At 44.8% G+C, this 25,655-nt stretch carries 22 protein-coding genes and 1 pseudogene; 2 read left to right on the top strand and 21 right to left on the bottom strand.

Annotated elements, in window-relative coordinates; translation table 11 throughout:
• Positions 1–590: 590 nt before the first annotated feature.
• Positions 591–1,838 (top strand): annotated as a pseudogene (locus tag LRL21_RS29820) (IS110 family RNA-guided transposase).
• A 298-nt stretch (positions 1,839–2,136) separates the two neighbouring features.
• Here the strand turns inward: LRL21_RS29820 and LRL21_RS29815 are convergent.
• The 15 genes from LRL21_RS29815 to LRL21_RS29745 form a co-directional block, all read right to left on the bottom strand.
• On the bottom strand, positions 2,137–2,562 hold the full coding sequence (locus LRL21_RS29815; RefSeq protein ID WP_240419409.1) for an SRPBCC family protein: 426 nt from the start codon (positions 2,560–2,562) through the stop codon (positions 2,137–2,139).
• A gap of 161 nt (positions 2,563–2,723) precedes the next feature.
• A complete protein-coding gene (locus LRL21_RS29810; RefSeq protein ID WP_240419408.1) occupies positions 2,724–3,050 on the bottom strand; it encodes a sigma-70 family RNA polymerase sigma factor family protein in 327 nt (108 codons plus the stop codon).
• Positions 3,051–3,119: 69 nt separating this feature from the next.
• On the bottom strand, positions 3,120–3,581 hold the full coding sequence (locus LRL21_RS29805) for a sigma-70 family RNA polymerase sigma factor (protein WP_240419407.1): 462 nt from the start codon (positions 3,579–3,581) through the stop codon (positions 3,120–3,122).
• A gap of 181 nt (positions 3,582–3,762) precedes the next feature.
• The gene (locus tag LRL21_RS29800; protein WP_240419406.1) at positions 3,763–4,248 is read right to left on the bottom strand and encodes an NUDIX domain-containing protein; all 486 of its coding nucleotides are present in this window, start codon (positions 4,246–4,248) and stop codon (positions 3,763–3,765) included.
• A gap of 126 nt (positions 4,249–4,374) precedes the next feature.
• Positions 4,375–4,857: an HIT family protein gene (locus tag LRL21_RS29795; protein WP_240419405.1), complete on the bottom strand. Its 483-nt coding sequence runs from the start codon at positions 4,855–4,857 to the stop codon at positions 4,375–4,377.
• A 165-nt stretch (positions 4,858–5,022) separates the two neighbouring features.
• Positions 5,023–5,508: an NUDIX hydrolase gene (locus tag LRL21_RS29790; protein WP_240419404.1), complete on the bottom strand. Its 486-nt coding sequence runs from the start codon at positions 5,506–5,508 to the stop codon at positions 5,023–5,025.
• Positions 5,509–5,689: 181 nt separating this feature from the next.
• The gene (locus tag LRL21_RS29785; RefSeq protein WP_240419403.1) at positions 5,690–6,127 is read right to left on the bottom strand and encodes a DUF5946 family protein; all 438 of its coding nucleotides are present in this window, start codon (positions 6,125–6,127) and stop codon (positions 5,690–5,692) included.
• A gap of 233 nt (positions 6,128–6,360) precedes the next feature.
• Positions 6,361–6,660, bottom strand: coding sequence for a hypothetical protein (locus LRL21_RS29780; RefSeq protein ID WP_240419402.1), 300 nt, complete (start codon positions 6,658–6,660; stop codon positions 6,361–6,363).
• 149 nt (positions 6,661–6,809) lie between these two features.
• Positions 6,810–7,394, bottom strand: coding sequence for an Ldh family oxidoreductase (locus tag LRL21_RS29775; protein ID WP_240419401.1), 585 nt, complete (start codon positions 7,392–7,394; stop codon positions 6,810–6,812).
• A gap of 463 nt (positions 7,395–7,857) precedes the next feature.
• Positions 7,858–8,772 carry an NmrA/HSCARG family protein gene (locus tag LRL21_RS29770; protein WP_240419400.1) on the bottom strand — a complete coding sequence of 305 codons (915 nt, stop codon included), beginning with the start codon at positions 8,770–8,772 and terminating at the stop codon, positions 7,858–7,860.
• Between the two features lie 167 nt (positions 8,773–8,939).
• The gene (locus LRL21_RS29765) at positions 8,940–9,506 is read right to left on the bottom strand and encodes a TetR/AcrR family transcriptional regulator (protein WP_240419399.1); all 567 of its coding nucleotides are present in this window, start codon (positions 9,504–9,506) and stop codon (positions 8,940–8,942) included.
• 636 nt (positions 9,507–10,142) lie between these two features.
• Positions 10,143–10,319, bottom strand: coding sequence for a dihydrofolate reductase family protein (locus LRL21_RS29760; RefSeq protein ID WP_240419398.1), 177 nt, complete (start codon positions 10,317–10,319; stop codon positions 10,143–10,145).
• Positions 10,320–10,415: 96 nt separating this feature from the next.
• Positions 10,416–13,034, bottom strand: a complete 2,619-nt coding sequence (ppsA, locus tag LRL21_RS29755) for a phosphoenolpyruvate synthase (protein WP_240419397.1) — start codon at positions 13,032–13,034, stop codon at positions 10,416–10,418.
• 157 nt (positions 13,035–13,191) lie between these two features.
• The gene (gene helD, locus LRL21_RS29750; RefSeq protein ID WP_240419396.1) at positions 13,192–15,597 is read right to left on the bottom strand and encodes an RNA polymerase recycling motor HelD; all 2,406 of its coding nucleotides are present in this window, start codon (positions 15,595–15,597) and stop codon (positions 13,192–13,194) included.
• Positions 15,598–16,588: 991 nt separating this feature from the next.
• Positions 16,589–17,560 carry an NAD(P)-dependent oxidoreductase gene (locus LRL21_RS29745; protein ID WP_240419395.1) on the bottom strand — a complete coding sequence of 324 codons (972 nt, stop codon included), beginning with the start codon at positions 17,558–17,560 and terminating at the stop codon, positions 16,589–16,591.
• A gap of 349 nt (positions 17,561–17,909) precedes the next feature.
• Between LRL21_RS29745 and LRL21_RS46890 the strand changes: the two genes are divergently transcribed.
• A complete protein-coding gene (locus LRL21_RS46890) occupies positions 17,910–18,071 on the top strand; it encodes a helix-turn-helix domain-containing protein (RefSeq protein ID WP_240419394.1) in 162 nt (53 codons plus the stop codon).
• Between the two features lie 267 nt (positions 18,072–18,338).
• Here the strand turns inward: LRL21_RS46890 and LRL21_RS29735 are convergent, their stop codons facing one another.
• From LRL21_RS29735 to LRL21_RS29710, 6 genes are all read right to left on the bottom strand, one after another.
• The gene (locus tag LRL21_RS29735; RefSeq protein WP_240419393.1) at positions 18,339–18,578 is read right to left on the bottom strand and encodes a hypothetical protein; all 240 of its coding nucleotides are present in this window, start codon (positions 18,576–18,578) and stop codon (positions 18,339–18,341) included.
• A 111-nt stretch (positions 18,579–18,689) separates the two neighbouring features.
• Entirely contained in the window at positions 18,690–20,429 is a 1,740-nt protein-coding gene (locus LRL21_RS29730; RefSeq protein ID WP_240419392.1) for a DUF5605 domain-containing protein, read from the bottom strand.
• A 15-nt stretch (positions 20,430–20,444) separates the two neighbouring features.
• A complete protein-coding gene (locus LRL21_RS29725) occupies positions 20,445–20,633 on the bottom strand; it encodes a hypothetical protein (protein ID WP_240419391.1) in 189 nt (62 codons plus the stop codon).
• Between the two features lie 21 nt (positions 20,634–20,654).
• The gene (locus LRL21_RS29720; protein ID WP_240419390.1) at positions 20,655–22,205 is read right to left on the bottom strand and encodes a glycoside hydrolase family 43 protein; all 1,551 of its coding nucleotides are present in this window, start codon (positions 22,203–22,205) and stop codon (positions 20,655–20,657) included.
• Between the two features lie 28 nt (positions 22,206–22,233).
• On the bottom strand, positions 22,234–23,853 hold the full coding sequence (locus tag LRL21_RS29715; protein ID WP_240419560.1) for a response regulator transcription factor: 1,620 nt from the start codon (positions 23,851–23,853) through the stop codon (positions 22,234–22,236).
• Position 23,854: 1 nt separating this feature from the next.
• The gene (locus LRL21_RS29710; RefSeq protein ID WP_240419389.1) at positions 23,855–25,606 is read right to left on the bottom strand and encodes a sensor histidine kinase; all 1,752 of its coding nucleotides are present in this window, start codon (positions 25,604–25,606) and stop codon (positions 23,855–23,857) included.
• Positions 25,607–25,655: the final 49 nt, after the last annotated feature.

Genomic DNA, 25,655 nt, shown 5'->3' with positions numbered 1-25,655 from the left:
TATGAACTGAGATACATCACTTGGCTTTATTACCTTTAAATTCGTATCATTCACATCAGGAAAGCTCGTCCAAAAGCCATTACTTTCGGAAGTAACGTAAACCTCGATCCTTTTCCCCTTACTATTCCATGTTCTGTAACAAAAACTAAGTAACCACTATCAGGTGACACAGTCCATCTATACATTTCATTATCACCTACAATTGTTCTTGAATTCCTCTTACTGATGGTCAAAAGCTCACTTCCCGTCCTAAAATGTAACTCTTGAATTAAGGAATTGTACCATGTATTCGAAATAAAACACTTGGTTTCAGATCCATTCTCTGTTGCGGATAACTGCCCGTTCGTAATATAAGGTTAGCCAGATATTTCTGGTTGACCTTTTTTCATAGGGTCTTATGATTACGGTAGTCGGGGTAGAACGGTGTGCCCGTGGGACTTGATCCCGTCAGCTAAACTGTTCACCCCCTACTTGTATAAACATGTTTCAGGCTGGTTGGGACCAGATCCCGTTTAACAAGCGAACCTATGACATTACAAGAAGCCTTAGGGGATACCGACAATTATGTATGATGAAGGAGGAGAATTCGTATGAATCCAGTCGTGGGTCTGGATGTAGCCAAAGGAGAAAGTCAAGTTCAAGCATTTTTGGATAAACGAAAGCCGTATCGTAAAAGTTTTAGCATCCTTCATAATGTTGAGGAATTTAATACTATTTTTCTTAAGTTCTTAAAGGAAGTTGAGACCCTAGGGGGTAAAAAGCCTACAGTTATTTTGGAATCAACAGGACACTATCATACTCCTGTTGTTCAATTGCATCAATATGTGTATATTATCGTCAATCCACTTATTGCTTATCGAGCTAAAAGTTCAAGCTTACGGAAGGTTAAAACCGATGCCATTGATTCCTTTCATCTATGTGAACTTTATTATAAAGAAGAACTAGAGCCTTATAAAAAAGGGGGATCCAACGCTTAAACCTTCGTAATCTAACAAGACTGCACGAAAGCATTCAGGAGTATCTGCACAAACGAAATTACAGCTTCATTCCGTGTTGGATCAAATATTTCCTGAATATGTAGGTGTGTTTGGTGATTTATATTCCAAAGTTTCCTTGCAAACACTATTACAGTTTCCAACATCGAAGTCGGTTTTAAGCATCAGCGAATGTACATTGGTGGATAAAATAGCTTCTCTATGTAAAAGTCGTTCTGATAAATGGGCGAAGGAACGGGCGCAAAAGCTAAGAGACGCCGCATCCCGAAACCCATTCCAGAACAACTTATTTCAAAGCCATATCTTTAATCTTGAGATCCTGATCACGTTAATCCTTCAATACCAAGAGCACCTATCCAAGTTGGATGCCGAAATAGATGCCCTTGCCCAAGAAATGGAAGAATATATGATTCTCCAATCTATCCCTGGTATAGGAGAAAAAATCGCTGCAACGCTTATCTCCGAAATCGGTGAGATCGATCGGTTTAATCACCCCAAAAAGCTAGTCGCTTTCGCTGGAGTAGACCCTAGTGTGTATGCCTCTGGCAAATTTACAGCTTCAGTTAACCGAATTACCAAAAGAGGGTCTAGCAGCTTAAGACACGCATTATATATGGCTGTAAGGTGTGGAATACGTGATGCTCGTAAAAAGAAAAAGACAGATGAAATGATCCCACGCAATAAAGATTAAGAGAATTTTACGATAAGAAACGAAATGAAGGCAAACCTTTTAGAGTAGCGGTCATCGCTTGTGTTAACAAACTTTTACATTGGATTTATGCGTTACTAAAAAGCAAAACAGATTTCCAAGATACGGATCAAAAACTACATCCAACTAAATAAACAATAACTTTCCAAATTAAAAATTGGGGAAGTTTATTTGGCATGTTCATTTTTAGTATAGCACGTAAATTAGAAGTGTTTTAGAGAAAAATCTTGACAACTATTAGCTGGTTTAGCTCAACGAACGACAGCAACCGATCACGCGACCGGTTGCCGTCATGTTGAGATGCTATCGTCTACCGATAGAACACAATAACAACAGTGAATAGGGAACAGAACAATCGAAGATCGATTGCTCTTTCATCCAAGGAAAAACGCGCTCTGTCGTCCTTTGGAGGCAGAGCGCGTTTCGTTATTCTTATGATGCTTCCGTATATCGTTTGAAACTATCCAGAATCGCTTGCCAACCCGCCTGTTGGAATTCAACAGGGTGAGTGCTCTCGGGGTCGAAGATTTCAACGACCTTCGTGGCCTCGCCTTGATCGACGAACGCAATATCCACTTTCCGTCCGTCTCCCAATGTGTAGGCAATCGTCTCATGCAGCTTCACTTCGTCGTAAATTCCGCTATAATCAAAACCCATACTACCATCTTTCGCTTCCATCCTTGTCAGGAATTCGCCACCGACTCGCAAATCGTTCTCCGCTCTTGGCGCATGCCATTCCTCGGAAGGTTGATACCACTTCGTAATGTGGTCCGGCTCGGTCCAATAGCTCCATACTTTTGCTACAGGGGCTTGAACGACGGTCTCTACGGTTACTTTCGTTGAATTGCTTGTTTCCATTGTGAAGGACACCTCTTTACAGGAATTTTGTTTCTCACTAATATAGACGAATACCAATCTCCGAATTCATCGGTCTATTTGTTCGGGAAGCCCTAATCGGGAAAATAATTTTGCATTTATGAAATTTTGAACATGAAATATCCGATTATCTTTCACTTCAATCACGTGAATGCCCCAAGGCACCAGGACGGATGCCTCCTTACCTGGCACATACTGCGCCCGGGATAACCGCCATTCACTGTAGTTGGCAAAAATTTGGCTCCCTCGCAATGCCAGCGCGTAAGTGCAAAAAACGCGGACAAATCTTCTTGCCCGCTTATCCACATGGCGAAAGGCGACATGGACATACAACCTTCCTCATGTAACAACGACACAAGCGCTTGGATATCGAATTGCTCAAACGCTTCCACATACCACGAGAGAAGATTCTGGTCGGGATTGACATCCATCTTACTAAATTCGTCGGAGCGAAGCCACGTTCGGTCCATCGTCTCCCTGGCTCGTTGCAGGGCGCTGTTCGCCGCTGCCGGCGACATTCCCAACGTTTCCGCAATTTGTTACGAAGACCATTCAAAGACATCCTTCAGAATAAGAACCGCGTGTTGACGAGGCGGCAAGGTTTGCAAAAGTGCAATAAAGCAGAGCTGAAGGGTATCCTTGCGAACGAGAGCATCTTCCGGATTTTCTCCAAATTCGGGTGAGGGCCAAATCCAGGACGAGTCTGGCAGCGTTTCGTTCGGTTCGACAATCTTGATCACCGGGTTGGACAGGTCAACGGGAAGCGTACGGCGCTTCGCTTGCCTCAGCTTGTCCAGGCATAAGTTCGACGCTATGCGGTAGATCCATGTTTTAATGGATGAGTCCTGTCTGAATCGATCCCAGCTCTGCCATGCCCGAATATAGGTTTCCTGTACAGCATCGTCCGCATCATCAATGGATCCCAACATTCGATAACAATACGAGGTTAACCCCGGCTTGTAGCTCTCAAATAACTTCATATCAAAAGCGGCTTCATTCATCTTCGCCTCCTTAGGTCCCTCCTTCCATCATATTCGAATCATCCGGCAGACACAAGGCGAAACAGCTACGTCGTCCTTTGGCGGCGGGGCGTATTTCGCACCAAGAAGTATACAGGATTGTCCTCATGTTCATGTCTGGTTAAGCTATTGTTATCCGTTAGTTCAACAAAATGATGAAATTTTAGAATCTAAATTTTGAATATGGTTCAATCCTACGGCTTATATAATATTCTTTTAAAAAATCTTTGAGTGTTTGAGGAAACTTTAGATCATTTATTTCGCTGACTTGCTTTAAAGACTCTATTATTGTTGAAATATCCAACCATTCAAATCCAATCTGGGCAACATCATTCTGTAAATGAGTGATCTTATCTTCAACTTCAAAGGAACAGTGAAAGATAAATTCAATTGCGTGTACTTGTTTAACTAAAAAAGAATATTCGTGATTATTAGAAATATATTCCCTAACGCAAACCAATTCTTTTATTTTTGCGTTAATATTTAATTCTTCATTGCATTCGCGTAGAATAGTATCTTCAATTGTCTCGCCTGATTCTTGCCCACCACCGGGCAAAGTATAATAAATGCCTACTTTATCAAGTTTTTTCTTAATAAAAAGTAGCTTATTATCATATTCAATAATTGCTTTTGCTGTATTCCTAACCAAAATGTTCCCTCCTGTATCGAAGTCACTCAACTATCGTTTTCCGTTTATTTTTTCCCAATCCTTAGTAAGGCCTACGTACACTCAGGTTCATCTCCTACTAGGGATATCATTCGCTCCTCCTAGACCTTAAATGTTTTCCTTTATCCAAGAACGCAACTTATCAGCATAGAAAGAGCGTTCATCTGGATCGGACTGAGAACCCTTTGTCAGATAAAGTTGATCATTCACATATCTTGGGTAAACATGGAGATGATAATGCCACACGTCTTGATTGCCAGCAGGCTCATTATGTTGCCGCGTAGAAATCCCATCACATCCATATGTACTTTTCATTGCAAACGCTGTAAGCTGAGCCGCGCGGTGAATTTCAACAGCGTAATCCGCAGGGAGTTCAAAGATGTTCTCGAAATGTTGATTAGGAACAACAAGTACATGTCCTTTATTGTTTGGCCACCATTTGCTAGCTATAAATGCCGTTACCTTTTCATTCTGATAGATGATATCCCTTTGTTTTGTTCCCTGATGAGGTCGCTCGATACCCCAAACACGACAAAATGGACACTCGTATCCTTCGGGCTTATGTGAAAATGATGCTGTCACCTTTCTCATTCAACTCCATCCATATTTATCCAATAAGTTATTAGACGCAGGCAACTTCTTTTCGTTGCGTTATTCTGCCCGTAACGTAATGGGGGCTGCCGATTGTGTTGGCAGCCTCGTCCTGGTGTTATTGTGCTAACGTTCCTCGTTTGATCAACAACGAGAAATAATTTACTACGATATACCTTTTTGGTGTTTGATTATAAACTCTGGGCTCGTTACATACTCCATGTAATTTACTGCTCCGTTAAACTCCAAATAAGCCTGATAGCGAGTGCGAATAGCTGGATGTGTAATGAAATCAAGAACTCTATATTTCGCCACCCAGCGGCTATCTGTTGTTTCTTCAGAAACAGCTAACTCCCCGCCAACAGGTTTACATACGAAATCAAATATAACTTGCGTAGGAACATCAGTCACGCCATCATACCATTTAAAAATACCTGTATTCGAATAGACACCAATTAAGTAGCTAACCGTGGTGTCTATTCCGCTTTCCTCTTTGATTTCACGAACCAAAGCGTCCATCAGATTTTCTCCAACTTCTACTTGACCACCAGGATAAACCCAACCACCGTCACGAGTTTTTACTAAAAGGATATTTCCTTGCCCATCTTCCACAAATCCACCTGCGGATACTATGTGCGTTGGAAATGGCATATTACGTCCCCCCTTTATCGGCAATGTTCTATATTTATTCAATTACCTTCTTGCATTATCCTGTCCGTGGCACAACGCGGCTGCCGATCTATGCCAGCAGCCGCATCTTAGTTGATTATTGAGCTATAGTATCCGTTTGTTTAAATATCTTTATAACCTCGTTGTACTATAATCCATCCTATCATTGTTTCAAAACAAGCGGTCCCATCTCTTGCAACGTGGTACGTCCCCATTGCTCAATATGCTTGCAATAGCTTTCCGCGTCATGCATCTGCGCGGCCACATCGGCGATCGTCATGGACCATGCCACCTTGGGAAGAGGCGGCGCATCCGCCAGCCTTCGAATCCCTTTGGTGCTTCCTGGTCCTTGGACGGCATCCTGGCGAATCATCTCGGTGGTGTGGCCTTCCTCCAGGTATTTTCGCAGCGCGGCTTGCATCCAGACATACAATTCATCGCTGTAGCCCACATGTTGAATCATGTAGCAGGCGACGGTGAGAAAATGAACCCGTCCGTAACCGGGATCGGTGAACTCGAGTGCCAGAAATTCACTGAAAATCGATTCGCACGTCTTCTCCCCAGTATGAACGGCGCCGCACTTAGTACAGGTTTCAGACATGAATATAACCTCCTATCACATTCATAGACGCATAATATTGGAATAAGTTCTATCTTCTTCTGGTAGACTCTACAAGAAAAGACGCTTATCTGGGTATGTTAAGTGGTGGATAGCAAAGCTTGTGTTCCCGGGAGATTAGCTACCTCTATTCATTAAACTCCCGTTAGCTGAGAGGGCTGTCGTTCTATAGTATCGGCAGCCTTCTTCATATGTCTATTGCGCTAACGTATCCGTTAGCGCAATGATTCGAAATTCATATTGATACCTGATCTGTTGCTGACACGAATAATTGAATCAAGTTGACTCTTGGGATATTCAATCCATCCCCTGCTCATTACTTGATTACTTATTTCAAAAGAATGATATCCTGGATAGGTCTTAAACTGCTTCAAATAATCTTGAATTTGTTTGATCATATGAGCTGAGTTAAATAATTTTGAATCAAATGCAAATATTATAGCCCCTTCTCCCCAGGGTTTACCTGGTGCATTTCCAAAAAATCCCCAAGTTAATGCACCTGCAATAAACTCCATACCCATTGCTAACCAAGACCTTTAGTTCCACCCAAGGGCGGAAAAGATCCGCAACTTCGATCTCCTTCGAGAATCTTATACAATATATTTAAGTCTTGAGATGCCTCACCATTTGCATCTTGTACGATTCCAGGAGGAAGTATTCCATATTAGTCAGCATATTCTTTTAGCCCGACCGCCGAGTGACGAATATCATGAGTACTTAAAGAACCGTCAAATAAAAAAGGCGGGGTACCTGGTGCACATATTGCAAGCGGATTATTACCAATAACATTTAGATCGGTAATGCCTTTATTCAGTAATGGGTTGTTTTGCGTTATTATTAACCCTATTTGGTTTGCTGATAAAATCGGTTTTAATCCTTCCCCAATGATGTTCGGTTTAGGCACCGCGACGATCCCAATTCCATATGTATCAGCTAGGGATGATGCAAGTGACGCACCTTTCCTGGCGACTTCATCAGGCCAATTTCTATAAGTAGAACAAACACGAGCTGAAATTGGTGTAATATGCTCCGTTGTGACTTCCAATTGCTTAGTCACAATTCCACTATTAATTCTATCAATAATTGATTCGAGCCGTGCAGTACCTCTTGGAAAATCACCAATAATATCACGATTGATTTGTATTTCTGTCCACGTGTTTACAACATAGTCATCTTCCACCCATTGACGTAGAATACTCTTACACCAAAGAGTCATCTCAGAAATACTTATTTTTACTGACTCAAGCATTTTAGTTCCACTCCTTTCCCTTTTTCAAAGTACAACCGAACATCTTTCTGAATATTTTTTTCCAATTATATCCTTCCATTCAAATGCATGCAAACTTATTTTTAAACATTCTTTCAATTTGTTACTACTCTAGGTTCTTGTCAAAATCGGGAATGAGATAAGGTTCTTGTCACCCCATAAGAACTTTATCTACTTTATTGTATTTACATCAAAAAAGCGTATTAGCCTGTGATAAGGCTTATACTTCATCGACCTCAAATGATCTGGAACGATTACTTGGACGCCCGGTCATAACACTCCAAGAAAGCGTAAAATCATTCATCTCTTTGGAAAACTTGATGCTCTGATTTCAGAGCTTGCTACAAAATATTCCATTCAGGATCGTGATTGGGAGGCTGTTATGCTCCACCAGCAAGCGCAAAAAAGAAGCCTTAAAATCAGGCTTCTTGAGTTTTTCCCTATTTTAGTTTATTTCAAACCTATGTCTGTTCTCCTCAACCCATTCCGCAAAAGATTTAAGCTCAACGCCATACTCTCTTGTTTCCTGAATATCGAAGCCGTAACCGGGCACTTCTTCTAACCACTCCATAAAATAAACCGTTCCCTCCAACATTCCGCGTTTCCGGGTTTCCTCATCGCCTGCGATTTCGAAGACCACTTTTTTATCGAGAACGCGACTCAGCGTTTGCGCAATCTCCGTCATGGAAAGTTCGTCGCTTGCGACATTAATATCCTTTCCATGAAACTTCTGCGGATTCTCAAAAGCTGCGCGCGCAAATTTGGCCGTATCCTCTCCGGAATTCAATTTTAGAGGAGTATCTCCCTTCAACGTGCCAAACAAAACCCCGTTTTTCAATTCCGGCGCCATAATGGCCGAGTTGGGCTCTACAAAATTTTCCATAAACCAGCAAGGATGCAAAATCGTCCAAGCTTGGAAACCTCCATTGCGGATGAGTTCTTCGATTTCGTATTTATTCTCCCAAGTCTGAGTCAGATACTTGTATTTATCCCACCGTGGAAGCACATTGCTGCCGGCGACCGAGGTATGCACGACTTGTTCGATTCCGGCTTTTCTTGCCGCCTCCACCATATTTGCGGCATTTCGCGGTTCAATTGTCTGATCGTAGGGATCGGCGTACTGCACTGAGAAGATTGCCGATACATTGTCCATGGCAGGTTCGAGCGATGCCGCATCGGCCAAGTCTCCCTGGATCAACTCCGCACCTTTAGCCGCTATCGCTTGAGCAGCAGCCGACTCCGGGTTCCGGGTCAGGATCCGTACGCGATGACCGTGCTTCAACAACTCGCGAGCTACGTTGCCGCCTTGTGTTCCTGTACCACCTATAACCAGTATCAATCTTGCTTTGTTGGGTTCCATATCTAACCTCTCCAATCCGAAGGAATATTCGAATTATATTACATGGGTAAAGAAATGTAAATACCAGGGTAAAGTTTTATTGAACTTGAGATCGAAAAGGAAATCAAAATACTAAAAAACGCCCCCTCTTTTGAGCGAAGCGTTACCTTTTACAACCCCTATTCGCCTTACACGACCAGCAAAATTTCAAATTGCTTCCTCGTTTCTTCCAGAATATCGAAACTGCCGCCCATAATGGCCCAATTCAGAATGACTCCATTGGCTATAATACACATTGAATCAAGCAAATCCTCTGCGCTCGCCGGATTTTTGATTTGTCCAGCGTCTTTGGCCCGTTGAACCAACGTGGGAATAACGCTGCTTAATAGTGATGACTTGCCTTTATCGAGCGGAAGGGTCTGGTTCCGAAGGTGGACCCTGTAATTTTCCTTCGTCATTTCGACTCCCAGACGAACCATGTGCTTCACGTAAATCTCCATGCCTTTTATCGCCTGATCGGCATAATCGGTGACGGACAGAATGTCCAGTACATCATTGTTGGAGATCATATTGTCAAACGAAAAAACCTCGGAAATCAACTCATCCTTGGATTTGAAATGATAGTAAAACGCGGTTTTGGTCACATTGATCTCTTTGCAAATTTGATTGATTGTGACTTGATCGAATCCATATTTATTAAATAACTGGATGCTTGCGGTCAAAATAGCTTCTTTGGTTGCGCCTCTTGTGCTCATCTCTTCCCCCCAACTCCTTTGCCATTATTATAAATCATTTTACTAAGAATTAATATTACATTACTTCGGTAATGTTTTTAGTTATTTTAGTATTGACTTTGATTTGTCTTGGTAATATCATGATCCTAGAATCGCAAATCGTTATGAGCTCATAAGTTCAGTCCTCCAGATAGACTTCCTGGCAACAAAAATTGTGTTTGCATTAATGCTATTGAACATTTCACTAATTGGCGACTACCAGCGACCAAGATATCCTTATCTGGTTGTTGCTTTAATTGAATCACTTCTTCTGCGATATTCCCCTTAATGAATTGTGAATTGTTCCACTCCAGATTCTCCAATGTTGTTGTTACAACGTACTTGGGGAGGTTGTTCATACGATCGGCGAAACCTTTTTCATCTGTCCTTGAAGGCCGAGCATCTGCGAAGCCTTGATCTCAGATACAATTATTTTTCTCTTTTAATAATCTCTTCCTACTCTGCTTCTATATTCACAACGAACGGGAGACGCTAGAATCGACATTTCAGAAAAATTTTCTAATCTTTTTTCAAATATGATTCCGCCTCTTTAACTTATTCAAGTTAAATTCCAACATCCTGCCAAATAGCTCTATGAGGCTGCCCAAGCGTGCAACCTCATAAAGCCGCTAACACTTCCAGAACATGGTCTTTGGTTACCTTGGAATTGGTCCAATCCACTTCTGTAAGTGTTGTCGAACAAACGATTTTCGTTGCATTTTCTAACCAGCGTGCTTGTTCAGCATGGTATCTAGACCCCAGCAGACTTTCCGGCAATTTTGTCCAAAATCCCATGCCACTCACTTGCACCTTCTAGACCTTTCACTGAACGAGGCATTTTTTCATAAGCCGAGCGAAAATGCTCATCATCCTGCTAACGTGCATATTCCATTACAACAATTCGATATACCCTTCTGTTCCATGCACCCGAATTCGTTGCCCATCTCTTATCCGTTTGGTCGCATTCTCCACACCTACAACCGCCGGCAAGCCATATTCACGTGCTATAACGGCTCCATGGGTCATCAATCCGCCGACTTCCGTAACTAAGCCTTTTATAGATAAAAACAATGGAGTCCAGCTGGGATCGGTAAAGGCAGTCACAAGTATATCGCCATCTTCCAGATCAGCCTCTTCCATATTCAGGATTACCCGTGCCCTCCCTTCAACAACACCCGAAGAAACGGCAAGACCTGCAATAGCTCCGGCGGGGATATTTTCCCTTTTGTACTGACCGGTAATGATTTCGCCATCAGACGTAATCACACGTGGCGGAGTTAGTTTTTCATAGTGTTTATACTCCTCTTTTCGTTTGTGGATAACTTGGTAATCCAGTTTATTTGTGCGTACGGTTTCCTGCAATTCTTCAAAAGCAAGATAGTAAATATCTTCTTTTTCATGAAGAATGTTGGCTTCTAAAAGCCTTTCCGCTTCCTTTAGTAACGCCTGCTTGTAAATGAAGTAGCGACTTACAATGTCATATTTCGGATATTCACGATAACCGATGAAATTCCGAATCAAATCGATCATTTGTTTTGTCTCTTCGGCTTTTTGTTCACCACCCGGTAATTGTTTCAATCGGGCTAATAAGTCCTGTTCTTTTTTCAAAGCTTCCTGTCGCCCTTGCTCAAATTTTCGTTTACTGGCGCCAGGCTCAAGATTTTTGATGTTACTAAGGATCATAGGTACCAGTATACTTGGTTTTTCACTCCAGCGTGTTCTTGTGATATCGATCTCCCCGGCACATCGCATTCCATATTTGTCGAGATAAGCAGCAATGGCATCACGCACCTTCTGCCCACCTTCGAATTGAACCAGTTCATCCAAAAATTTATCATCCTTTAGCTGTTGTAAATACTTAATTATTTCCGGATAGGGACGAATCACATCTGCAACATCCAGTAGCTCCATACCCATTTCAGAAGTGACGTTGTTAGGTACTGATAGGGAAAGTGTGTCTGCTACGTTTTTTTCACCTAACCATTCATTCATTTTTTCATTGATCCATGCTGAAGCATGGATGCCGGCCATAATTACACTCAAATTATTCAAATCTGACGAACGCTGCCTCCGTTGCTGCATATCTTCCAGGATGCAATCAAACACTTCTAAGCCCAATTTCGACTGGATGTTATGTTTTAATGCGGACAAGGATGCCTCACTACTCTGAATCAAATGATCAACAATCGACGGGTTATTTCCTGCTTCTGCTAAAATCTCCGCAGGCGACATACCTATATGGCTTTTTACGGGACCTGGTTCGCTCTGGTCATTCGGGTCCAACTTTATAAAATCTCCCCGCTCTATGATGGTAATAAGCGCGTCTTTTATGAGTGGATCGGAGTGTCCTAAAACACCCAATAAATTTTGCCTGCCAGCTGTTGAAGCCAAGCCCTTCGTGATATCCACAAACAGCCTTCCGCCACCCGTTTTAAACATGGGGCTGGCACCTGTTAACACCCAAACGGATATCCCAAGCGGTTTAAAAGGATCCGTCATCATTTGCTGATGGCCGACAGACACATACACGTGATTCTCCTGGTCATTCGCTTCAGGAATGGGATATAAAGTGGTGATCGGCCGGCTCTGGACAATATAAAAGGTATCATCAGCCAAGCACCATTCGATGTCTTGGGGGAAGCCGAAATGTTCTTCAATCTGTCTTCCGATACGTTCCAGTTGTAAAATTTGTTGATCTGTTAGGGCTTGCGTCTTTTGCTGATCAGGATTGAGCTGCTGGGTCTCTGTTCCGCCTTCTTTTCGACCATAAATAGCCATTTTTTTGGTTTCTATTCTCTTGCTAACGATTACCCCATCCTTAACTTGATAACAGTCGGCGGATATCAAGCCGGAGACCAACGCTTCTCCAAGTCCGAAACTGGCATCGATAGAGAGCAGCTTTCGGTTGCAAGTGATGGGATCAGCGGTGAATAGAATCCCTGATGCCTGAGGGAACACCATTTTCTGAACGATAACGGATAAATAAACTTGGTTGTGGTCGAATCCATTCTGCATTCGGTAAATGACCGCCCGTTCCGTAAATAAAGAAGCCCAACATTTGCGGATATGCTCCAAGATGGATTCTTTGCCAATAATATTTAAATAGGTATCTTGCTGACCAGCAAAAGAAGCATGCGGCAAATCCTCAGCAGTCGCACTAGAACGCACGGCATAAGCATATTCATCGCCATACTTGGTGATATGGTGAGCAACTGCTTCCACAACTTCCAAAGGAATAGCCGAATCCAATATGGCCTCTCGAATCTTTTTGCTGATTTCAGCAATTTGTTCTCGATCTTCTACTTTCAGCAAAGTTAGCCGCTTCAACAAAGCATGAACGATTTCGTTTTGTTCGATAGCATTTTGATATCCCACCGTTGTCACACAAAATCCTTCTGGCACTTGTAATCCTTCAATTTTTGACAATTTACCTAAATTTAGCCCTTTTCCACCAACGAGCATAAGCTGCGTTGTATCCATCTCCTGAAACCCAAGAACCAACGAATTCATTCAATATCTCTCCTAACCATTGAATTGAGAAAAAACATATGACAAGAGTTTACCAGTGTGGTACCCGTCCTGTTGTAATGAAGGGTTACAGGATGGCGCCGAAGATTTGCTAAATCATGAGCTGCAGCTTATCGCCGCCGACGTCACCCCCGATCCCTTAATATGGCGCTTTCTCGTACAAATTAGCAGGCAATGCCTGCACGAACCGCGACCAATCTCCCGTCGTGTAAAGATGAAGCCGGTGCATGGCCCGCGTACAAGCGGTATAAAGAAGCTTGCGTTCATTGTCCCGGCCGTAAGCTTCGGGCGAAGCATCATAGACCAAGACTGCATCGAACTCGACACCCTTGGCGAGATACACGGGAATGATCATCACTCCTTTTTCAAAGCCCTGCGTCTCCTTCGTAATGAGCTGCAGAGCATCGCCTCCATGAATCCGTAACGATTCATGGGCCTCCCGGCTTTCGGCTGCGGTCTTCGTAATGACGGCAATGGAATCGAAGCCCTCGGCCGTTAGCGCCGCGATGTCTGCCAGAATTTGCGCATCACGCTTCTCACCGACGTCCAGTCTCATCAGAAGGGGCTTTGGACCGCCCCTTTCAAACGGTGCAATGTCTTCCCCGCCTGGAAGCATCGATTTCGTAAATTCAACAATCTCCTTAGTTGAACGATAACTGCGCACAAGGCGGACAAGGCGTGTTTCAGTTTCGCCGAAAAGGCGGACCAGTGGCGAATCGGCTGCGTCCAAACTTGTAGACTGCATAAAGATCGCTTGCCCGAAATCGCCGAGCACCGTCATCCGGGCACGGGGAAACAGCTTTTTTAGATATTCATATTGAAACGCCGAATAATCCTGTCCCTCGTCAACGAAGACATGCCGGATTTCCGTGTTCGTCCGGACGCCTTCGATAAGTTCTCTTAAATACAAATACGGAGTCGCATCCTCGTGGAACAACTCGCTGCGGAGCAGCGCTTCCTTGGTTTGCGCGCATATTTCAGCCCACAGCGGGGGGAAGTCGGCTCCATTCGTTTTCTCCCGAAAAGGGGCTTCGCCCTCAAACAGTTGCCCATATAAGCTCTTGATATCGATGAACGAGAATTTCTTCACACTTTTCCTAAGTGGTTTAAAGCCTTCTTTCACGATCTTTCGGCGAAGCAGCTCTTCCTCCTTAAGACCGAAATCAAAGTCGCCTTCATCTCCCAGGCGTTCGTTCTCGCGAGCGGCGTATTTTTCCACAATTTCGAATACTTCCTTCTCTTTATGCAGCATTTCGAAGGCCTCCACGTACTGCTCGGTGTCGAGATAATTCAACTCCTCCTGCACCCAAGGCGCTTCCCGTTCCGCGCGTTCCAGCGAAGCCAGTTCATTCAGCAGCCATTCCTGCAAAAGCAGGACACGATTGGACAACGACAGGGAGCGGTCATAACCGTAAAACTCCACCCTCATTCGCTCCGCGGTGATCAAATCGCGGTCCCGAAACCGAATGCCGTTGAACCGCATGCCTTCCCGTCCCAGCCACATTGCATAGTTATGCAGGGCTTGCAGGAAAGCCTCGGATGCTTTATACCCGATCCCTTGAAGGCGAGCCTCGTACCCCGGCACTCCTTGCGAGGTCAGCACATATTCAATCTGGTCAAAGGGATCCTCCGGCCGCAGCGCAGAACCGAGCCAATAGTCGAGATATTCCTGAAAGGTCGTCTGCTGCATATTCTCTTCACCGAGCTCTGGAAGGACGTTGGAGATATAACCGGCAAACATCGGATTCGGCGAGAAAAGAACGATCTGATCGGCCTTGATCGTCTGGCGGTGTTTGTACAGCAAGTACGCCACCCGCTGCAGCGCTGCGGAAGTCTTGCCGCTGCCGGCCGCCCCCTGCACGATAAGCATCCGGCTTTTGTCGTCGCGGATGATGGCGTTCTGTTCCTTCTGGATGGTTGCCACGATGCTCTTCATTTGCGAATCCGCGCCTTTGCCGAGCACCTGCTGCAGCAATTCGTCTCCGATCGTTTCACTCGCGTCAAACATGTTGCGGATTTTCCCGTTTTGAATCTGAAACTGCCGCTTGAGCTCCATCATCCCTTCGAATCGCCCGGACGGCGTGACATAAGACGCCGGGCCGGGGATGTAGTCGTAGTACAGGCTCGCAATTGGCGTGCGCCAGTCATAAATCAGAAAGCTCAATCCGTCTTCGTCGACGAAGGAAGAGACACCGATATAGATCTGCTCGCTGAAGTCCAGACCATCCTCCTTAAAGTCGAAGCGTCCGAAATAAGGAGACGGGAGCAGTCGGTTCATGCTTTTCCATTGCTCCGTCAGCAGCTTGTGGCGGCGCTCCCTTTCGGCCAATAACGCGGACTGCTGGTTAATCGTGTAGTAGGTCTCTTCGAAATCTCCGCCCGTGCTTGTGTTAATCGTAAGATCTTCCCAAAACCGCTTGCGGATGTCCGAAGCCTGATCGCGCATCCCCGCAACCTCCGGCTCCAGTTCGGCAATTCTCGCCTGCAGCTTGTTCCGGACCCGTTCCAGCCGCTCCTGTTCCTCCCGCCAATCCATCACTTCCATCTCCGTTGAACACACTCCTTTTTCCGTTTTTTGGGGATAAAAAAGAGCATTGACAAATCAAAGTTCCAGATGTACAATTAAATTAGGGATAAGATTAAATGCAATCCATATTTTGATTTTCAATGACGCTACCGATTATATCATAGTGTCTATTCGTGTTCAATTTATTTTTTTATTATTACCGTTCGGCTGCGCTGAACACTGGCCCGGATTGTGGACAGTTTCAACAAAACACCGCGGAGTTAAGCTACCAGGAGATGACCCTTTATTCATTAGGGTCATCTTTTATTATGTCCACTGGCTCAGAATTGTAATGGGTGATGTGGAAGCGGCATTTCAGGCAGACTGACATCCGCTTGTCTTCCATGTCCAGCGTGTGCGAATACACAATAGGGGTCCCGCCAACATTTTGCGTTTATCTATACTCGAACGTGAAAAAGCCTTGAAATATAAGGCTCTGCACATTGTTTACATATATTCAATGTATTCTTGTGGGAACATCACAAAAAAGCAGGCCATAACTGGAACAATACAGTCTTGGCCTGCTTTTTTCTGTCATTCACCAATCGTGTTCCATTAGCGTAATGGGTTGCTGCGTTTCTAATTTTCGAAATATGCAAATATCGATGTGAGAAATCTTTAATTATAGAAAGAAAGGTTTCACGTAAATCGCCTAGATGAGATATCCCTCGAATATCCAAAGGATGTATGTTCTTGTCCACTTACACTTGATCTCGTGAATAACTGGCTCTTAGGCTCAAGTTCAGATATAATTGCTTTTGCCATATTATCCTGACAAATAATACAACCAAGTGAGTGGACCGCTGCAACTGCGCTGCCGTGTCCCCCTTGCCATTATCTGGAGGCAATCAGGTATAAAGATCTGTTGCTGTTAGCCTGGCGTCAGCATCACCCATTCCCGCTCGGATTTATCGGGAAGCACCCAGGTGCACTGAGCTGCGTCCGATAGCTCATTTTTATTGCACCAAAACTATAATAACTGATTGAGCTTGCTTTCAGGCTCTTCACCATTTTCTACACGTTTTATATTATTTATAAAGAAATCATATCTTTTTTTATGAAATTTTCGACCATCAGGCATACCTGCTGTATGGGGAGTAAGTATCACATTACCAAGATTCCGGAGCTCACTATCAATAGGAAGCGGTTCAGATTCAAACACATCCAGGCATGCGCCTGAAATATCCCCGTTTTTTAATGCATCAATCAAGTCTCTTTCGTTGACAATCCCGCCGCGGGCTGTATTGATAAAAAGAGTGGTATTCTTCATTTTCTTGAATGCAGCTTTGTTGATCAGCTGTTTGGATTGCTGATTCAAGGGTATATGTACACTGACTATGTCCGATGTGCTTACAAGAGTATCGAAATCTGTCATTTTCACAAAATCGTCAGATTGTACAACAGCATTTCTCGCATAAGCCAGCACATTCATATCAAAAACCCTGCAAAACGAAGCTACTTTTTTTCCAATCGCGCCCAAACCGATAATCCCAATCGTTTTATCCTTTAATTCACTCCCTGTATAGTCCAATTGATTTTCATCCATCTTGTTTTTCATGAAGGTATCAAGAAACGGTATGTTTTTATAATAAGAGAATATCAGTGCCATTACGTGCTCGGCCACTGCCTGTGCATTCACTCCTGCAGCATTGGCCACCCAAATGCCGAGCTGTGTACAGGTAGGGACATCTACATTATCAAATCCTGCACCCGTCTGTACCAATTTTAATTTTTTTGCGATAGAAAGCAGGCTGTGATCCACTTTAACATGTTCAGGGATGATTACCTGGCAATCTTCAATATGATGCAGCATTTCTTTTCCGGGCGGGACAACTATAACTTTCCAGTCTTGCGGAAAATACCTTGTAATATTAGATTTTGAGGTCTCGCTAAAATAGCCAACTATGAGAATCTTCATTGCTAAACCACCTTTCCCTTTCATAACCTTTACCATTCTTCGAAGAAAACCCGTTTGATGCTCGTCATTTTATCCTTTTAAAGAAGCAGTAATTATTGCCATATTATAAACTTCATCTGCAGTACAACCTCTTTAAAAGGCCATTGATCGGTGCAATTAGCCCCTGGATACTCAAACTAGACTATATGCTTCAAAGTTTCCAAGACACTGACAGCAATCAGGACGAGAACTCTTCAGTGAAAAAACATTTGACCCCTCGTCTTTATTAATAATAATTTTAAACATAAAGAATAATGTTGTAAAACTCAAATATTTTGTGAACCTATTAATTATTTCTAGATATTGAGGAAGTATTCTATGTATTTTCCTGGGAATGAAGTCGTTTTTAGCTATCGTACGGACCGAGAGTGTAAGAAAAGCGACCGAATTACTGTACCTGTCACAAGCTACGGTAAGCTATCGGTTAAAGACATTGGAGCAGGAAATGGGCCCTCTTTGGTTGAGCGAAGAAAAGGGGCACCCAAAATCAGTCTGACTCTTTTCTTTTGTCTTTACTCTTTCCTCCATCATTTTCTGAAAATGCTTTGCTCTTTCCAAGTGGCAGGCTTTTAGCTGATCCTGGTAATGATGCATTTTCATATGCTACTCATACATTTGTTTGTGGTAAGTAGCGTGATTTTGAGTAAACATAGGCATTTGATAAAGAGTAAAAGACATTACATTTACCACTCCTTGAAGTTGCGATTTTGCTTACGACAACAGTCTATAAAATGAACACGGCACCAGCCTATGTCCTGTTTAATCATAAAAATGAATAGGGGACTCCGTTTTCCACTTTGCTCGCATCATACCCACAGCTATAGCTGTTGATGCCCCTTTCGTCTGCTTTCTTTTCTATTCTTTGACCTGCTGTAACTTCGCGGCCAGATGTTGTAACACCGGTGCATTTGTTGCATGGTAATAGCTTGGAAAGCATACCTAAGCTAGCTTCAGCCTGCGCGCCAGAATCAGCGAAAAAAATGGTGGTCAAGGATGTATTCATTCACCATGCAGCCCAGGGCTCATTTAGGGAAATTCAGGTTCACTTCGTTCCTACGAAGAACCCAGAGTTAAACCCATAATATCCGATCCGCATGCTTGTTAATACCGTTATTCAAGTCTTCGTCACGCGCACCGCCATGTACGGAATGCCTGGAAGCTCGATCCGGAATGCGCCTTCGTAGGTGCCCGGCAGTCTTTTCACCGTCATGTTCCAGGTATCGATCACATCCACATGATACCAGATGCCCGGCTTCATGCTAAACTTCCGGTAACGTGGTTGATTGAAGCCGTAATAGAACAAGTAATACACGTCGGCGATCCCTGCCGAGGGTACATCCCATTCGGATAGGAGCGGATTGAGCCCTTCCGCTGGCCCTTCCTCCATTATCCAGCGCAGGAAGGCGATCCGTTCCATACTCGTTCCATGAAGCTTGCCCCCCTTGGACCACCAGAGGATGTCATCCGGATGCAGATAGGTCTCGCCATGCCCCACATAGCCGCCACGCACCGCTCCTTCCCAGAAGCGGCGTGTCATCTCCTGTCCGCTGATGTTGCCCCAGCCTTGATCGATATCGCCTTCATATGCGCATTCGTCGATGACGATCGGTTTGTTCCACCGGTCCCGCCATTCGTTCGTATTTTCGGCCGTTTTGTACACGTCGATCCGCTGAATGCTGCAGTGTGTAATCCAGTCCCGGCTGTAATCATAGAAAACAAAGCAGTTATGAATCGATATCAGCCGACCGTAGGCATCCTGCCCGGTTATGATCCTGGCGAAGCGTTCCCAATCGTCCGGCTGCTTGGCCCACATCAGGTCGTATTCATTGGCCAGCGACCACCAGACATTCCGGTAGGCGGACAGCCGCGCCACGATATAGCGCAAGTACCGGTCATCGGCGGCCGGACTCATCTCGGAGAACCCCCAGCGGTCATACGCATGGAACAGGATCAGGTCCGCTTCGATCCCAAGCCCCAGTAGATCCAGAATGCGGCTCTCCAGATGACGAAAGAACGCAGGGTTGAACCGGGTGTAATCCCATCCTTCCTCGAGCGAACCTTCATACGGATAATGCTGCGGCTCATTGGCATTGAACTGGTAATATTTCGGAAATACGCACATCCGCAGCTTGTTGAACGGCGATGTCCGTAGCGTATAGAGCGTCCGCTGCTCCAACTCCTCGTCCTGATGCGTCCATACGTAACAGGTGGTGCCAACCGGGATATACGGCGTTCCGTCGGCATACCCGAAGTGGAACCGGTTTTTCACCTGGACCGGTCCGTGATTGCCGGACGCCGGGGCGGTGCTTGCAAACCGGCCTTCGATTCCGTTCAGGGAGCGTGCCGTGCTTCGCGTCCGGTACGTCCACTCTCCCACGACGTCTGGCATGAACCGGATGCGGTAGATGCCCTCCCCGTCATAAAAGCCCGCGGTTTCGACCGCCCGATCGGCACAGCGAAACTCGGCGCTCAGCGCAACGTCCACGAACGGATTCCCGTGGCTCGGGCCATGCAGCACCAGCTCGAATACACCCCATTGCTCCGCCTGCGGAGTCCCCTGTACAGTTGCGGATCCTGCGGGAACCGTAGCCTCCTCGTAAAGTGCGGACGGCGCGATGTCCGCCTCCAGGGCCGGCTCGTCCCGGATCGTCGCCAGCTCCTGCAGGATCGCGTGCAGCAGCTCCGGCATCCAAGTATATGCTTTATTGGAAGCCGCAAGCTGGGGAAGCGTCTGTATTTTCATAAACGACAAATAAGGAGAATCCGTAAGATCGGGAACATGCTTGAGCAGCACTGCCCGTGCCTCGGGATTCGCCCAGATCACACCGATTTTCGTTTGCTCCGTAAAAGACACTGCCAATCTCCCCCTTCATGGTAATGTAAATGGCAGATCGCTTGGTATGGTGAGAATCCCTTTCAGCCCCTTATGAAGGTAGTACTGCACCGACTTCCCGTTGCTGACTGTCCATTGGGCGATCATTTTGACTCCAAGAGCAATTAGATGATCCTCAAGATAAGTGGTGCAAGCGGATACGCAAGCCAAGTATGGTGTGGACATACGTCCAGTAATCTTCTAAGTTCATCTGCGGGATTTCATCACATTGTACGCAAACCTGGAAAATTGAGCCGTTCCTCCAATCTCCTTGGTAGAGTAGAGGAACAGTCCGTAACGCACCCCTACAAATTGATCCATTTTCCAGACCATATTATGGGTAATACCAAGCTTCTTCCAAGCTTCTCCGTCCATGTAATAAAACTCACACTCGTCCGTATTGTTTACGAAATTGCCATAAGCCTTCAAAGTAACTTTGTTATTGTCCACTGGAATCCTTGCAAATTCTACACCGGCATCTTTGTCTACCAGGTTTCCGAAGATCGTTTTATCGTCTGTCGTCCTTGCCAACATGACCAAGTAGTAATGTCCAGCTTCCTTGGTAAGCGCAATGAAGCCATAGGTGCTGATCAAGAAGCACAAGCCTGCATAATCGCCCTCCTTTAGCTCGCTTCCATCCAAGGTAACGATAGCTTCGCATGCGGGCCCCATTGCACGCTGTGTCAACATATTTGCCGAATATATTAAATTTGCACTAATTTTTCCAGATTGAATCCGATATGTACCTGGCTTATCCGTTAAAGACCACAAATTATTTGTCGGAATATGATTCCACTGCCAGAAGTCTTTCAGATGGACGTTGCCGTTCTCATCCGGCCTGTAGAAGAAATCATCACTTCCGACCAAAGGTTTGTATTCATATCCGGGTTTAGTGCTCGGTATGTCGATATATGAGGGCGGTTTCCTATCGAATACCGGAACATCATTATCCCAATGCAAAGGCACCAAGACAGGGATACGGCCAACGGCACCATGATCCTGAAACAATACGGCATACCATTTACCATCTGGAGTATCAACGATTCCGCCTTGTGCTATGCCTGCATTAAAATACCCCATGTCATCATCAAACACCTCTCCGCCAACAAAGTCCCCTTCCAGGGAATCTGCTACAAAACAGGCTTGTGTTCTGCGACTATGTCTGGAATTTGTTATGTGTATGAGAAATACGTAATATTTCCCATTAATCTTATAGACATGAGCACCTTCATAACCAAGATGATAAGGTTCTGTCTCCCTTACAATGATCCGGTTTAATCCACCAGGCTTGGGACCGGTCAAATCTTCCATTAATTCTGTAAGATGAATCTCTGCATTTCCATATATAATAAAAACTCTACCATCATCATCAAACAAAAGTGAGCAATCATGATAGAATCCTTCAATATTCGGATGCTTCGTCCATGGTCCTGTGATTTCAAAAGCAGAAAACAAATACGTTTGATGAGTATCATTTGCTACGAAACATACATAATATTTGCCTTGATGGTAACGCAAAGATGCCGCCCACATTCCCTTTCCATAGATCTGTCGGTCACCCTCCAGTCTCTGATCCGGTGTATGATCCAAAGCCTCATATACATATGCTGCCACTTCCCAATGGATCAGGTCATACGATCGCAATATGACACACCCCGGCATAAAATGCATGGTTGTACTGACCATATAATAAGTATCCTCAACCCGGATCACATCGGGGTCCGGATAGTCCGCCCATATAATGGGATTCGGGTACATCTGCATTTCCCCCTATCCTTTTCTCAACTCACTTTTTAGCTCGTAGGGCTTCCCGCTGTTCCAACGGTGTCAGCCCGGTCATTTTCTTGAAAAATCGGGTAAACGAGTGAGCCGCATCATACCCCACACGAACACCGACCTCCGAAATTTTCAACTCATCCTGCTTGAGCAGCTCTCTTGCTTTTCCAATCCTTGCTTCCTCAATATAGTCAGATAAATTCCTGCCGCACTCTTGTTTGAAAAGTCTGGACAAATATGACGGATTAAAATGAAACTCACTTGCCAAACGCACTAGTGACAGATCCTCGGCTAGATGCTGTTCGATGTATAAACGAACCTTTTCGACCACCTCCGCCGCCCGATTTCGTTCACCCGTTCGTCTGATAGCGAACAAGGATTCCGCCGTCCGTTTCAAAAACTCGAAGCTCTCATACCACGATGCATGCTCGTCAATCTGAATAAGACCAACGGCTCCTACTTTATCATGAAGCTCCCAGCGATTCATGTAAGATAACAGGATAAGCGCTATCATGAAATAAAGCTCCTTCAAAAAATTACTTCCTGTATTCCTTCCATTGAGCAGCGGTGTTGTCACTTCGTCAAAGATTCTAAGAAACTCGTCCCTCCGACCTCCTTCCAGATGCGCCGCTAACGCCTCCGCCTTTTCCCGAGAAGCTCGTTCTCTTGCCAGTTCCGACGATTCGGAAGCTTTCATAGCTGCCAGTTGCACCATCTGAGCTCCATCACCTGCCCTCAGATGCTGCCACCGCCTAATTGAGTCGTAGGCCGTCGACAACCCCTTCCACTCGCAAGGCTCAGCGCCTATCGTTACAGCAACCGATACTTGTAGAGACTCCTTGCAGGCTCGTTGAATCAGCTCAAATTCGCCTTCCAGAAATCTTACCGTTCTAGCATAATCATCCGCTATTGCGAGCTCATTGTTCGGACGCGTTTGGATGAACCAGACGAGATCACCGTAGCGATCAATCATTCCGAGACTTACCGTTTTTTCCGTCAGGAACGTCTCCGCCAATATCTTGACGGCTAACGCCGCTTCCTGCCTATCGGCTAACGAATTTGAAAATGAAGGCGCCAAACCACCAAGAGCCATAAGTACGGGCAGCGAAGGATCGAGGGGAATGTTTAATTTATGGAAATCCTCAACCATCACATTTGCAGCACGCGCACCTTGGAGCAAGTGCCGAAAATAATTCCCTTGAGCAAGCGTTTCCAGCGTCGTAAGGCTCTCTCTGGACTGCTGAATCAAGTTGTTCAAACGCAGGCTGTTTTCCAGTTCTTCGATGGCATCGCTAACTGCTGTGATGATTTTCTCATATCCTTCACTCTTGAGCAGGTAATTGACACCCGGAGTTTGGATCGCTCGATAGACATAATCGAAATCGTGATGGCCTGTTAAAAATATGATCTTGCAATGCGACCATTTCCGGCGAATGTTCTCCATGAGCTCCAGCCCCCCCATACCAGGCATACGGATGTCGGATAACACGATATCAACCCTGGTCCGGTTCAGTAGCTCCAAAGCTTCGTACCCGGAGTAGGCTTTGTACAAATCAAGGTCGAGATTCAGTTTACAAAATACTTCAAACAGCCCGTCGGTAATGATCTCTTCGTCATCGACGATTAGCATTCTATTCACGAACATCACCCCCTTTAAAGGGAATACAAATGATCACTTTCAGCCCCCCGCTCTCACCTCTACATACCCTGAGCCCGTAATATTCACCGAAAGTGATCTTCATTCGGCGGTGAATATTTACCAACCCCGTCGTCTCCTCGTCACCATTATGAAGAGAAGACACAATACGTTGTAATGCCATGTCTGTCAAGCTTTCACCATTATCTTCCACCACGATGCGAATTTCAGTCTTTTCAATCTCGAAGCGGATAACAATCCTTCCGCCATGCGCCATCTGTTCCAGGCTGTGTTCGAATGCGTTCTCAATAATGGGCTGGACAATTAAGCGTGGAACCGAAACCTGCTCGATTTCCTGTGGTAAGGAGTCGAACTTTACTTCAATACGCCTTGAGAAGCGAAGCTCCTGAATCTCTGTGTACATTCTGGCATGGTGAATTTCTAGTTTCAACAGCACATCGTCTGAAGCATTCCGGGTAACAAATTGAAAATACTCACCCAACTGTGTTGTGAACTGTCCGATTCGTTCAATATCTCCCGTTTTCGACATCGTATTCAGAATAAAAAGACTGTTGTATAGAAAATGCGGATTAATTTGTGATTGAAGCTGCTTCAGCTCGGCCCGTTGAGTCATGATTTTCTGCTTATAGACTTGATCGATCAAAGAACGTAGATTTGCAACCATTTGGTTAAATCGGCCATACAAATATCCAAATTCATCCTTAGACTCATGCCGGATGTTAACGTCAAGGTCTCCATTCTCCATACGCCGAAAGCTTTTAACAAGCGTTAATAACGGTTTGTGAATAAACTTGTAAGTGGAGAACGCATAAACCGCAATAATAAAGACAGCAACGAACACAAACAGCCATGCCCACATATAAAACTTGTCCAGCGGTTTCTTGATCATTTGTTCGGGAATAAACCGGTAAATGGACATTTTTAGAAAGTCCGAGCTTGCAATGGCCGTATAATAACGGCTTCCTGAGATGGTAATGGTTCCCGCATTACGAATTGTAGTTTGCCTTATTTGTTGAACGGCAGTAGTCATATCCAGCTGCAAGTGCTCTACCGGCACACTCGTCACAATGACACCGGATTTCTCTGAGATCAACAAAGTTCCGCTGCCGACATAGGTGTTGAACTGGCCCAGCGCCTCCTGAAGTCTGTATTGATCAAGCTCAACTTCAATGATAAACAGCGGTTGATTCCCATTGGTTCCGCTTTGCTTTGCCGCGCTTAAGAATAATCCACCATTCCACTCAATCATCTGGTTGTTGCGGCTGCCAAAAACCGAGCGAATCTCATAATACCTCTCGGAATCTAATTCGCGAGGACCGTTGGCAGATGAAATCGTTTTTGATATCGGATAGATGTGTGCGCTCACATTTTTGATATACGTACTACTATTTTGAATGGCGTAGAGCCGTTTTCGCAGCGAATTGATTTTTTCAGTACGCCTAAAGGCATCCATCGTATTCCAGGTCAGCGTCAGATCATTGAGATCCTCGTCCTCGAGAACTCCATACTGTAGGAGCTTCATCCGTTCTACCTCTTTCTCAAAATCCGTTAGATAGAAGCTGATCTGGGTAACCGCTGTTTTGGAGATGTCTTCGCTTGCCGTTTGTACGATCCAGTGATACAGGTAAACGCCAAATAAAATAATCGGCAGCATGATAAACAAAAAAGTAATGAGCAGCCGAAGAAAAATCGTGTTTCGCAGAGAGAATGGTTGACGTTTGATCAAGGAGCAAGCCTCCAACGTTTTCTTCCATTATAGCTTGAAACCTTGAAAC

Origin of the sequence: Paenibacillus periandrae (assembly GCF_022458865.1) — a bacterium.
Taxonomy (GTDB): domain Bacteria; phylum Bacillota; class Bacilli; order Paenibacillales; family NBRC-103111; genus Paenibacillus_S; species Paenibacillus_S periandrae.
This window is presented reverse-complemented; position numbering and strand designations above follow the sequence as displayed.

Bases quoted from the DNA above. Each gene is read 5' to 3' on its own strand.
- LRL21_RS29815 (WP_240419409.1), bottom strand. From the start codon at position 2,562: ATGGAAACAAGCAATTCAACGAAAGTAACCGTAGAGACCGTCGTTCAA.
- LRL21_RS29810 (WP_240419408.1), bottom strand. From the start codon at position 3,050: ATGGACCGAACGTGGCTTCGCTCCGACGAATTTAGTAAGATGGATGTC.
- LRL21_RS29805 (WP_240419407.1), bottom strand. From the start codon at position 3,581: ATGAATGAAGCCGCTTTTGATATGAAGTTATTTGAGAGCTACAAGCCG.
- LRL21_RS29795 (WP_240419405.1), bottom strand. From the start codon at position 4,857: ATGAGAAAGGTGACAGCATCATTTTCACATAAGCCCGAAGGATACGAG.
- LRL21_RS29790 (WP_240419404.1), bottom strand. From the start codon at position 5,508: ATGCCATTTCCAACGCACATAGTATCCGCAGGTGGATTTGTGGAAGAT.
- LRL21_RS29785 (WP_240419403.1), bottom strand. From the start codon at position 6,127: ATGTCTGAAACCTGTACTAAGTGCGGCGCCGTTCATACTGGGGAGAAG.
- LRL21_RS29780 (WP_240419402.1), bottom strand. From the start codon at position 6,660: ATGGAGTTTATTGCAGGTGCATTAACTTGGGGATTTTTTGGAAATGCA.
- LRL21_RS29775 (WP_240419401.1), bottom strand. From the start codon at position 7,394: ATGCTTGAGTCAGTAAAAATAAGTATTTCTGAGATGACTCTTTGGTGT.
- LRL21_RS29770 (WP_240419400.1), bottom strand. From the start codon at position 8,772: ATGGAACCCAACAAAGCAAGATTGATACTGGTTATAGGTGGTACAGGA.
- LRL21_RS29765 (WP_240419399.1), bottom strand. From the start codon at position 9,506: ATGAGCACAAGAGGCGCAACCAAAGAAGCTATTTTGACCGCAAGCATC.
- LRL21_RS29760 (WP_240419398.1), bottom strand. From the start codon at position 10,319: ATGGGATTTTGGACAAAATTGCCGGAAAGTCTGCTGGGGTCTAGATAC.
- ppsA (WP_240419397.1), bottom strand. From the start codon at position 13,034: ATGAATTCGTTGGTTCTTGGGTTTCAGGAGATGGATACAACGCAGCTT.
- helD (WP_240419396.1), bottom strand. From the start codon at position 15,597: ATGGAAGTGATGGATTGGCGGGAGGAACAGGAGCGGCTGGAACGGGTC.
- LRL21_RS29745 (WP_240419395.1), bottom strand. From the start codon at position 17,560: ATGAAAGGGAAAGGTGGTTTAGCAATGAAGATTCTCATAGTTGGCTAT.
- LRL21_RS46890 (WP_240419394.1), top strand. From the start codon at position 17,910: ATGAAGTCGTTTTTAGCTATCGTACGGACCGAGAGTGTAAGAAAAGCG.
- LRL21_RS29735 (WP_240419393.1), bottom strand. From the start codon at position 18,578: ATGAATACATCCTTGACCACCATTTTTTTCGCTGATTCTGGCGCGCAG.
- LRL21_RS29725 (WP_240419391.1), bottom strand. From the start codon at position 20,633: ATGTCCACACCATACTTGGCTTGCGTATCCGCTTGCACCACTTATCTT.
- LRL21_RS29720 (WP_240419390.1), bottom strand. From the start codon at position 22,205: ATGTACCCGAATCCCATTATATGGGCGGACTATCCGGACCCCGATGTG.
- LRL21_RS29715 (WP_240419560.1), bottom strand. From the start codon at position 23,853: ATGCTAATCGTCGATGACGAAGAGATCATTACCGACGGGCTGTTTGAA.